We start from the raw sequence: 9,894 nt of genomic DNA on the forward strand, positions 1-9,894 counted from the left end.
GTGTCCGCGTCGAGCACGACTAGGCCAGTGCCCTCAGGTTCGGCAGCAGCAGGCGGAGCGCGCGACCGCGGTGGGACAGCGCGTCCTTCTCCTCCGCGCTCAGCTCGGCGGAGGTGACCTCGTGCCCCTCGGGCACGAAGATCGGGTCGTAGCCGAAGCCGTTGGCGCCCCTCATCGAGCGCGTGATGGTGCCGCGCCACTCGCCGCGGACCACCGTCGACTCGCCGTCGGGCACCACCAGGGCCGCCGCGCACACGAACCCGCCGCCGCGGCGGTCGTCCGGGACGTCGCCCAGCTGCGCCAGGACGAGGTCCACGTTGGCCTGGTCGTCGCCGTGCCTGCCGGACCAGCGGGCCGACAGCACGCCCGGCATGCCGTTCAGGGCGTCGATCGCGATGCCCGAGTCGTCGGCCACCGACGGCAGGCCCGTCGCGGCGGCGGCGTCGCGGGCCTTCGCCAGCGCGTTGCCCTCGAACGTCGGGTCGGTCTCCGGGGCCTCCGGGAAGGACGGCACGTCGTCCAGGCCGATGACCTCGATGCCCTCCAGGCCCTCGGCTGCCAGGATGCGGCGGAGTTCGCCGAGCTTCTTCGCGTTGCGGGACGCCAGCAGCAGCTTGGTCATGAGCGGGACTTCTTCGGCTTCGGCTCCGGCAGCACGCCGGGGTACGGGAGGGCCAGCGCCTCGGCCTGGAGGCGGTTCAGCTCGGCGCAGCCCTCCAGGGCGAAGTCGAGCATCTTGTCCAGGGTGGACCGGGCGAAGGTGGCGCCCTCACCGGTGCCCTGGACCTCGATCAGCGTCCCGGCGTCGGTGGCGACGACGTTCATGTCGACCTCCGCGCGCGAGTCCTCCTCGTACGGGAGGTCGAGGCGGACGCGGCCGTCGACGACACCCACCGAGACGGCGGACACGGCGCACGCCAACGGCTTCGGGTCGGCCAGCCTGCCCGCCGCGCCCAGCCACGTGATCGCGTCGGCCAGCGCGACGTAGCCGCCGGTCACGGCCGCGGTGCGGGTGCCGCCGTCGGCCTGGATGACGTCGCAGTCGATGACGATGGTGTTCTCGCCCAGCGCGGCCAGGTCGATGCACGCCCTCAGCGAGCGGCCGATCAGCCTGCTGATCTCGTGGGTCCGGCCGCCGATCCTGCCCTTCACGGCCTCCCGGTCGCTGCGGGTGTGGGTCGCGGAGGGGAGCATCGCGTACTCGGCCGTCACCCAGCCGAGCCCGGACCCCGCCCGCCACCTCGGGACGCCCTCGGTCACGCTCGCGGCGCACAGCACCCTGGTGTTGCCGAACTCCACCAGCACCGACCCCGCGGGCCACTGCTGGTAGCCGCGGGTGATCCGGATGTCGCGCAGCACGTCGTCGTTCCTGCCATCGGTCCTCAGCACGTCCCTACCCTAAGGTGCTCGCCAGGTGAACCGGGGGACGGCCCACCGGCGTAGGGAGAGGCATGGCACTCGCAGACGACCTGTGGACGATCGTAGGTATCCCGGCGCACCCGCTGCTGGTCCACGCGGTGGTGGTGCTGCTGCCGCTCGCGGCGGTGTGCGCGACCGCGCTGGCGGTCCGGCCCGCCTGGCGGCCGAAGTACGCGTGGCCGGTGCTGGGCCTGACCCTGGTGGGCGTCGGATCCGTGCCCCTGGCCCAGAAGGCCGGTGAACAGCTCGAAGCCCGCCTGGCGGGCCTGGAGAACCCGCTGATCCAGCGGCACGCCGACCTGGGCAACGACCTGCTGCCGTTCGCACTGGGCTTCGGCCTCGCGGTCGTGCTGCTGGTGGTCGCGGGCCGCCTGGCCGACCGGGAGCGCGCGGCGGCGGTCGAGAGCCCGGAGATCCCGAGGACGTGGCGGCGGATCGCGGTCGTCATGGCCGTCCTCGTCGTGTGCACGGGTGTGGCCAGCACCGTGCAGACCGTGCGGATCGGCCACAGCGGAGCGACGGCCGTGTGGGACGGGGTGGGCGTCAACTAGGGCGGCTCGCGGTCACCAGCGCGGTGAACTGCGAGATTTCGCCGACCCGCTGGCCGGACGACCACGTCGTGAACGTCCTCGGCTTCCGCGAAGCGGTCGACTCGGTGCGGACCGTGCTCCTGCCCGGCGACGTCCCCGTCAAGGTGCCGTCGACACCGGCACTCGTGCTCTTGAGGCTCTTCGCTCGGCAGGACCGCCATCACGACGACACCCGCGCCGCGCTCGACCTGAGGACGATGACCGAGTGGTACTCGTCCGAGGAGTACCTGGACCAGCTCCACGGCGAGCACCTCGCCGCTGTGCGAGCCGCGTGCCGAGGTGTCCACGACAGCGACCGGTCGCGACCCGAGCAAGGGAAACGGCTCGACCCGGCGGACGTCAGCCGGGCAGGGTGAGCGGGGTCGTCGCCGACGCCTTCAGGGTTCGGGTGACGGTGCACAGCTGCTCCACGGCCCGGCGCACGACCACCTCCAGCGCCGCGCGCTGGGCCTCGTCCAACCCGGACAGGTCGTAGCCGAGCGACACCGGCACCGTCGTCAGCTCGTGGGCGCCCTCGACGCTCACGTGCTCGGCGTGCGCGGTGAACTCCCCGACCCGCCGCGTGAGCGCGGTTTCGGCCGTCACGGCCACGCACCCGGCCGCCGCGGCGAGCAGCAGCTCGACCGGGCTGAACGAGCCGTCCTGGTCCTTGCGGCCGATCCGGACCTCGGCGCCCCGGCCGTTGGACGCGACGAAGACGTGCTGGCCTTCTCGGCGGACCTCGACGTTCGACACCCCGTGAAACTAGCCGATCCCCCGCCGCACCCGTACCGGCGCGGCGGGGGATCGACCGGATCGGCTAGTCGATCCGGTCGGCGGTGGCCTTCGCCAGCCGCCGCACGTACTCGATGTCGCCGCACCCGTCGGAGATCCGCTCCTGCCGCTCCTCCAGGAAGTCCTTCCCCAGTTCCTCGCGGCGCTCGTCGGCGACCTCGGTGCGGGCGTCGTTGAGGATGGTCCGCTCCTCCTCGTCGACGTGGTGGTTGAGCGCTTCGACCAGCTCTTCGAGCTTGTCCTCCCACTCCTCCGACTCCGTGTCGGAGATCTCCATCAGCGCGAGCAGCGCCTGGTGGCCCTCCGCGTGCTCCTCGGCGCCGTGGTCGACCTCGTCGCTGTCGACCTCCTTGTACCGCTTGAGCGCCGGGTAGACCTTCGACTCCTCGGCTTCGGCGTGGGCTACGAGCAGTTCCGCGAGCTCCCCGAGGAGCGCGGTGCGGTCCGAGGTGCGGTCGCGCAGGTCGCGGAACAGCTCCTCGAACCGGCGGTGGTCGGCCAGGATCAGCTCGACGACGTCGGTGGGCATCTTCGTCCTCCAAGTGGTGGGTAGCAGCGGATACCCACCCGCACGGCTAGCCAATCCGGTAGCTGGTGCCCTGCCTGGCGAGTTCGACGGGCCCGGTGAACGCGGCCCGCGCCTCGGCGAGCAGCGGCACGGGGTCCTCCCACGGCGCGATGTGCGTGAGGATCAGCATCCCGACGCCCGCGGTGGTCGCCACGGCCCCCACACCGCAGCCCGCTTCGGCCAGCAGCACGTCGGCGCCCGACGCGAGTTCCGCCGACGAGCCGTAGACCAGCGACGCCTCGTCGGTGGCGATCCGGATGCCGAAGACCGACCCGGTCCGCACGACGCTGATCTCGAACGGCCCCCGGCGGATCGTGCCCTCCACGAGCAGCTGGAAGTCGTACACGTCGGACAGGTCGGTGGTCGCGAGTTCCTCGTCGTTCTCCGCGTACGCCCTGGCGAACCGGTCCGGCGCCCCGCTCGGCGCGTGCACCTCCAGCTTCCGCGCGGTCGTGTCGTACGGCGGGTCGGAGTGGTAGCGGCGCAGCACGGTCAGCGCGGTGAGGTCGCTGCAGTGGTCGGGCAGCAACCGGGTGAGGACGAGCGCGTCGATGGCGAACGGGTCGCACCGGGTCTGCAACGCGGCGAGCACACCGCTGCCGAAGTCCATCACGAGGCGGAAGCCGTCGGCCTCCACGAGGTAGCCGGACGCTGCGGCGTCCGGGCCCGGGGAGCGGCCTGAGCAGCCGAGGATCGTCAAGAGCACGCGTGCGAGCGTCGCACGTCACCCCAGGGCGTGAAACGCGGAAACACCCAGTTGGGGTAGGAACCGGCGGGCCAACCTGGTGAACGTCGCCAGGTCGCCGGTGCAGCTGAACCGCTGATCGGGTTCGCCCTCCCGGAACTGGTCGCGCTCGTTCAGGACGCGCATGACGTCCTTGACCGTCTCCTCCGCGCTGGACACCAGCGTCACCTCGTCGCCCATGACGATCTGGAGGACGCCGGTCAGCAGCGGGTAGTGCGTGCAGCCGAGGACGACGGTGTCCACGTCGGCCTGCTGCAACGGCTCCAGGTACGCCTGCGCGAGCCCGAGCACCTGCCGGCCCGACGTGATGCCCCGTTCCACGAAGTCGACGAACCTCGGGCACGCCACCGCCGTGACCTCGACACCGCGGGCGGCGGCGAACGAGTCCTGGTACGCGCCGGAGGTGATCGTGCTGGCGGTGCCGATCACGCCGATGCGGCCGGTGCGGGTGGTGGCGACCGCGCGCCGCACGGCCGGGACGATCACCTCGACCACGGGCACGTCGTAGCGCTCGCGGGCGTCCCGCAGGCAGGCGGCGGACGCGGTGTTGCAGGCCATCACGATCATCTTGGCGCCGTCGGCCACGAGCCGGTCGGCCAGTGCCAGCGCGTGCTTGCGGACGTCGGCGATCGGCAGCGGCCCGTACGGGCTGTTCGCGGTGTCGCCGACGTACCGGATCCGCTCGGCGGGCAGCTGGTCCATGATCGCCCGAGCGACGGTGAGACCACCGCCGCCGGAGTCGAAGATGCCGATCGGGGCGTCCGCGGAAGTCACATCGGCAGACTAGCCGGGCCTGGCGTCGCCACCCGGCGGGCGTCCCTGGCCACTCCCCACGCCGCCAGCACCCCGCCGACGGCGCCGAACAGGTGGCCCTCCCAGGACACGCCGGGCTGGCCGGGCAGCACTCCCCAGAGCGCCCAGCCGTACGCGACGAACACCAGCACGGCCACCACGATCTGCCACGGGGCGCGCGCGAAGATGCCGCGCACGAGCAGGAACGAGAGGTAGCCGAAGATCAACCCGGAGGCGCCGATGTGGCTGGCCGGCGACCCGACGAGCCAGATCCCCAGCCCGCTGGCCAACCAGATGACGGCCGTGACCTGCGCGAACTGCTTGAGACCACCCGAGGTGGCGAGGAAACCGAGCACCAGCAGCGGCACGGCGTTGCCGGTCAGGTGGCTCCACCCGGCGTGCAGCAGCGGGTACCAGATCAGGTTGTCCCACTCGCCGAACTCGCGCGGGATCACCCCGTCGTCGTCGAGCGAGTGGCCGAGCGCGGTGTCGACGCCCTCGATCACGAAGAGGAGGGCGACGAACCCCACGACGACGGCCGCGGACAGCAGCGGCTTCGGCGGGACGATCCGCTTGGAGAGCTGCTTCGGCGCCTGCACCTGGGTCGGGTCCACAGGTCCAGGTTACGTGCGGGAACGCGAAAACGGGGCGGTCGCCCGACCCGCCGCCTAAGGTGGTCCCGTGTCGATCGAAGTAGCGGTGCGCATCCAGGCCGAACTGGGCGAAGGACCAACCTGGGACCGGTCCAGCTCCACCCTCGTGTGGGTGGACGTACTGGCCAGCGAGGTGCACCGGTACGCACCCGCCAGGAACGACGACGCGGTGCTGTCGGTGCCCCAGCACGTGGGCGCGGCGAAACCCCGCTCGATGGGCGGCCTCGTGCTGAACCTGCGCGACGGCATCGCCCTGGTCGACCGCGACGGCGGCAAGACGTGGCTCGTCTACTGGGCGAGGGACGGCGTGCGCGGCAACGACGCGGCGGTGGACCCGGCGGGCAGGCTGTGGGCGGGCACCATGCGCTACGACGCGGAGCAGGGCGGCGGCTGGCTGGCCAGGGTGGAACCGACGGGCGCGGCCAAGGTCGTGCTGGACAAGGTCACCATCAGCAACGGCATCGGCTGGAGCCCCGACCACAAGCGCATGTACTACATCGACACGCCGGAGAACAGGATCGACGTGCTCGACTACGACGTCGACACCGGCGAAGCCACCAACAGACGCCCGCTGTGCCAGGTGGAGAACACGAACGGCAGCCCGGACGGCCTCACCGTGGACGCCGACGGCTGCGTCTGGGTAGCGCTCTGGGGCGGCTCGGCAGTACGCCGCTACACCCCAGCAGGCGAACTAGACCAAGAGATCGCCCTACCGGTGACCCAACCGACCGCCTGCTGCTTCGGCGGCGACGACCTGACGGACCTCTACATCACCACAGCCAGGACCGGCCTGGACGAACCGACGCTGACAGCCCAACCACTATCGGGCTCAGTACTGGTACTACCAGGAATAGGAACAGGCCTACCCTCATCCGCCTTCGCGGGCTGAGCAAAACAAAAACAAAACCCACGACACAGGCGACGCACGGCTTTCCCCGAACCAGGGCCGATTTCACTCGGGGGATTCGACCCTTACCCTGGTAGATCGGGCAGGTTGGCACCACCTGCCCTTGGCCCGATCACAGGGTCACATCGAGGGGTCCCCGAGTCACATCGGCCACCCCGCTGGAACCGGCAGCCACCCGATCGGCTGGAAGTCGCAGCCGACTCACACCTCATAAACAGCATCCTGCTCCACCAGCAACGCCCGCCCTGGAAAAACCCGCTCGGCATCAGCCAGGACCCCCAACCGATCCGACCACGGCAGCACGTGGGTCAGCAGCAACCGCCCCACCCCGGCCTCCACGGCCACCCCGGCCGCCTCCACCCCGCTCATGTGCAGGTTGTCCGGACGCCCCCCTCGGTCCTGCCAAGCGGTGTCGGCCATCAACACGTCCGCCCCCCGAGCCAATTCCACCAACTCGGGGCACACGGCCGTGTCCCCGGAGAAGACCAACGACCGCCCGCCCACCTCGAACCGGAACCCGTAGGCCTCGCAGATGTGCCTCATCTGCGCCACGGTCACGGTGCAGGGCCCGAGTTGAAAAGTGCCGGGCCGCAATGCCGAGAATTCGAAAACGTCTTCCAGCGACTCCGGTTCGGAGCGGCTGGCGGCGTGCGCGTTGGCCAACCGCACCGACGCCCCCGACGGCGCGTGCACCGGCAACTTCCGCTCACGCGGGTCGTACGGCGGGCGGGGGTGGTGTCTTCGGAACGTCGTGAGTGCGGCGAAGTCCGCGCAGTGGTCGAGGTGCAGGTGCGACAGCAGCACCGCGTCCACGTCGAACGGCGAGCAATGCGTCTGCAACTTCCCGAACGTGCCCGCGCCGAGGTCCACGACCATGCGGAAACCGTCCGCATCGACGAGGTAACCCGACGTGGGCAGGTCAGGACCGGGCACGCTGCCCGAACAGCCGAGCACCGTGATCTTCACCGAAGGAGGATAACCGGATCCCATTCTCACCCGAAGGGGCGAACCGCGAGCGAGTCCGCCCTTGTGCAGAAAGCCCCAAGATCATTCGAAGTACGCTTTCCCGAGCAGTCCGATGGTGCCGGGGGCATCACTCCGACGAAGGCCGGGAGGCTCGGTGTCCATCGAGATCGAACGCAAGTTCCTCCTCCACCCGGTCCACGACCGGTCGACGCTGCCGTCGGACAGCCGGACGGTCGACCTGGAGCAGATCTACCTCCTGGTGTCGGAGGTCGAGGAGAAGCGCATCCGCCGGACGTCGGGCGCCGGTGTCACGACCTACGCGTTCGCCCACCTCGTCCCGCTCGGCCGGGGCGTCCGGCGGGTCGACGAGCACGTGATCGACGACGTGGAGTACCGCCGCCTCTCCCGGCTGTCGGACACGAGCAGGCACCCGGTCCGCAAGACGCGCACCTGCTTCTCGTGGGGGGACCTCGTGGTCGAACTGGACCACATAGCCCGACCGGCGACGCGGGAGTGCTGGGTGGCCGAGGTCCAGGTCGACCACGAGGAGCGGGAGGTCGTGCTGCCCGACTTCCTCCGGGTGGACCGCGAGGTGACCGGGGAACCGGCCTACTCGAACGCGAACATCGCGCTGGGATGACGCCGTGGACATCCGGAACTCCGCGCACGAGATCGCCCGGTTGATCGGCCACCACCGCCGGGGCCGCGAACCGGCGCTGGCGCAGTGCCTCGACCACATCCTGCGGCCGCGGTTCCTGCACCCGACGTTCACCTCGCTCGCCGACGAGCGCGGGGCGCTGCTGGACCGGGTGGCGCGGAACTCCTACCTCCACCCGAACGGCTTCCTCAAGATCGTGCTCATGTCGGAGCCCACGTTCCAGCTTCGGTTGCACGTGTGGCGGCCGGGGCTGACCGGTGAGCCGGTCGTCGAGAACGTGCACAGCCACCGGTGGGACTTCGCGTCGCGGCTCCTGCTCGGCGGGTACCGCTTCCAGGAGTTCGTGGTCGACGAGGCCGGTGAGCGGTTCCACTCCTACCGGTACCTGGGGCACGACGGCCAGGACAGCTACGGGCTGCGGTCCACCGGTGAGGCGGGGTTGCGGTGCACGTTCAACGCCTTCTTCCCCTCCGGCAGCGGGTACCTGCTCACCTCCGACGTGCTCCACCGGGTCGTCAGCGCGCCCGGCGACACGACCGTCTCCCTGGTGCTCCAAGGTCCGCACCAGCCGTCGACGGTGGTCGAGGTGTACGCCGAGCACGCGCTGAAGTCCGGTGACGAGGTCGAGCTGACCCGGCTGTCCAGGGACGCGGTGGCCGAGGAGATCCGCGGCGTGCTGGCGCTGGTCGGCTGAGACGACGGGGTGACGGGTGTTCGCACGGGCGGAAGCGGAGGACCGGCGTCGGTCGAGGACCGAGGCGCGGCAGGTCGACGGTCACCAGGTGGACGTCGTCCTGCTGGTGCGCGAGGGTCCGCGGTTCGTCCTGCGCGCGAGCGGGAACTCGTTGGCCCCGCTGCGGTTCACCCTGGCGGTCGACGAGCCGCAGGGCCTGAGCGACGCGGTCGAGCGCGCGGTCCACGCCGTCCTGCGGCTGGAGGCGGAGTTCCTCGGTGTGCTCGCCTACGTCGGACGTCCTAACGGGAACCGGCTGCTGGTCGCCGCGGTCGTGCGGAACGACGACCCCGACCTCGCGGTGGACCGCTCGCTGCGGCTCGTGGCCCCCGCCGAGATCCGCAGCAGGCGCCGCGACGTCGAGGACGCCGAACACCTGGAGGCCGCTCAGCAACTCCTCACCGCGACGCGCCTGGCGCCCGACCTGCACTCGGCCGTCCGGCGGGCCGTGGACGCGTCGATCGCGCACCTGGACGACCACCTGTCGGTGGAGGGTGACCTCTGGGGGTGGAACCAGTACCAGGTCAGCAGCGACCTCGGCACCCTGTCGACGGGAGAGGCGCTGATGGCCCACGTGCACGCGGGGGTGCGCGGCGAGTACGTGGACCGGCCCGCGGAAACCCTGGAGGCGCACCAGAACCCCGACGGCGGCTGGCAGGTCCGGCGGTCGCTGGTCGTGGCCCCCAGCGCGCTGTCGATCACCGAGAGCACGTGCTCGTGCCTGTTGGCGCTCGCCGCGACCGGGAGGTCGAGCGGCAACGAGGCCGCGCGGCGGGGGCTCCAGTGGTTGGAGGAGCAGCAGAAGCCGGACAGCGGCTGGTCGTCGTCCGCGCAGGACCCGGACGCGGCGGTGTTCCCGACCACGACGGCGGTGCGAGCGCTCGCCGCCTTCGGCCGCACCGGCCCCGCGGCGCGCGGGGTGGCGTGGTTGCGGGCCGCGCAGTGCCCGGACGGCGGTTGGGGAACGCACGCGCGGGCCGTCGAACGCGGCCAGTCCTCCGCGCCCGCGTACACCGCGTACGCGGTCGTCGCGCTGCTCGCGGCGGGCGTGCCGCCGACCGACCAGGCCATCACCAGGGGGTGCGACTA

14 protein-coding genes are annotated in these 9,894 nt (G+C 71.3%); 6 read left to right on the top strand and 8 right to left on the bottom strand.

Features of this window, described 5'->3' with window-relative positions; translation table 11 throughout:
- Nucleotides 1-19: 19 nt before the first annotated feature.
- Together rdgB and rph are read right to left on the bottom strand one after the other, a co-directional pair.
- Nucleotides 20-622: an RdgB/HAM1 family non-canonical purine NTP pyrophosphatase gene (rdgB, locus tag AC156L_RS39735; RefSeq protein WP_330876767.1), complete on the bottom strand. Its 603-nt coding sequence runs from the start codon at nucleotides 620-622 to the stop codon at nucleotides 20-22.
- Nucleotides 619-1,389, bottom strand: a complete 771-nt coding sequence (gene rph, locus AC156L_RS39740) for a ribonuclease PH (protein WP_330876766.1) — start codon at nucleotides 1,387-1,389, stop codon at nucleotides 619-621. The genes rdgB and rph overlap by 4 nt, the downstream gene beginning before the upstream one ends.
- A 62-nt stretch (nucleotides 1,390-1,451) precedes the next feature.
- Here rph and AC156L_RS39745 point away from each other — a divergent pair, with 62 nt between their 5' ends.
- Together AC156L_RS39745 and AC156L_RS39750 are read left to right on the top strand one after the other, a co-directional pair.
- Entirely contained in the window at nucleotides 1,452-1,970 is a 519-nt protein-coding gene (locus tag AC156L_RS39745) for a DUF2231 domain-containing protein (protein ID WP_330876765.1), read from the top strand.
- A gap of 23 nt (nucleotides 1,971-1,993) precedes the next feature.
- On the top strand, nucleotides 1,994-2,365 hold the full coding sequence (locus AC156L_RS39750; protein ID WP_330876764.1) for a hypothetical protein: 372 nt from the start codon (nucleotides 1,994-1,996) through the stop codon (nucleotides 2,363-2,365).
- Here the strand turns inward: AC156L_RS39750 and AC156L_RS39755 are convergent.
- The 5 genes from AC156L_RS39755 to AC156L_RS39775 form a co-directional block, all read right to left on the bottom strand.
- Nucleotides 2,349-2,744: an OsmC family protein gene (locus AC156L_RS39755; RefSeq protein WP_484407774.1), complete on the bottom strand. Its 396-nt coding sequence runs from the start codon at nucleotides 2,742-2,744 to the stop codon at nucleotides 2,349-2,351. The two genes, AC156L_RS39750 and AC156L_RS39755, sit on opposite strands and share 17 nt — an antisense overlap.
- Nucleotides 2,745-2,808: 64 nt before the next feature.
- Nucleotides 2,809-3,312: a hemerythrin domain-containing protein gene (locus AC156L_RS39760; RefSeq protein WP_330876762.1), complete on the bottom strand. Its 504-nt coding sequence runs from the start codon at nucleotides 3,310-3,312 to the stop codon at nucleotides 2,809-2,811.
- A 46-nt stretch (nucleotides 3,313-3,358) separates the two neighbouring features.
- Entirely contained in the window at nucleotides 3,359-4,057 is a 699-nt protein-coding gene (locus tag AC156L_RS39765; protein WP_330876761.1) for an MBL fold metallo-hydrolase, read from the bottom strand.
- Nucleotides 4,058-4,075: 18 nt separating this feature from the next.
- Complete coding sequence (gene murI, locus AC156L_RS39770) at nucleotides 4,076-4,870, bottom strand: glutamate racemase (RefSeq protein WP_330876760.1); 795 nt, start codon at nucleotides 4,868-4,870, stop codon at nucleotides 4,076-4,078.
- A complete protein-coding gene (locus tag AC156L_RS39775; protein ID WP_330876759.1) occupies nucleotides 4,867-5,502 on the bottom strand; it encodes a rhomboid family intramembrane serine protease in 636 nt (211 codons plus the stop codon). The genes murI and AC156L_RS39775 overlap by 4 nt, the downstream gene beginning before the upstream one ends.
- Before the next feature lie 67 nt (nucleotides 5,503-5,569).
- On the opposite strand from AC156L_RS39775, the gene AC156L_RS39780 reads away from it, so the two are divergent.
- Entirely contained in the window at nucleotides 5,570-6,430 is an 861-nt protein-coding gene (locus tag AC156L_RS39780; protein ID WP_330876758.1) for an SMP-30/gluconolactonase/LRE family protein, read from the top strand.
- A 219-nt stretch (nucleotides 6,431-6,649) separates the two neighbouring features.
- On the opposite strand, the gene AC156L_RS39785 is transcribed toward AC156L_RS39780, so the two are convergent.
- Nucleotides 6,650-7,414, bottom strand: a complete 765-nt coding sequence (locus AC156L_RS39785) for an MBL fold metallo-hydrolase (RefSeq protein WP_330875618.1) — start codon at nucleotides 7,412-7,414, stop codon at nucleotides 6,650-6,652.
- 154 nt (nucleotides 7,415-7,568) lie between these two features.
- On the opposite strand from AC156L_RS39785, the gene AC156L_RS39790 reads away from it, so the two are divergent.
- The 3 genes from AC156L_RS39790 to AC156L_RS39800 all read left to right on the top strand — a co-directional run.
- A complete protein-coding gene (locus tag AC156L_RS39790; RefSeq protein ID WP_330875617.1) occupies nucleotides 7,569-8,054 on the top strand; it encodes a hypothetical protein in 486 nt (161 codons plus the stop codon).
- Nucleotides 8,055-8,058: 4 nt separating this feature from the next.
- Nucleotides 8,059-8,766, top strand: coding sequence for a hypothetical protein (locus AC156L_RS39795; RefSeq protein WP_330875616.1), 708 nt, complete (start codon nucleotides 8,059-8,061; stop codon nucleotides 8,764-8,766).
- 16 nt (nucleotides 8,767-8,782) lie between these two features.
- Nucleotides 8,783-9,894, top strand: a 1,112-nt coding sequence (locus tag AC156L_RS39800) for a prenyltransferase/squalene oxidase repeat-containing protein (RefSeq protein ID WP_330875615.1), incomplete at its 3' end; no start/stop codon positions are given.

This window comes from Umezawaea sp., from assembly GCF_057122925.1.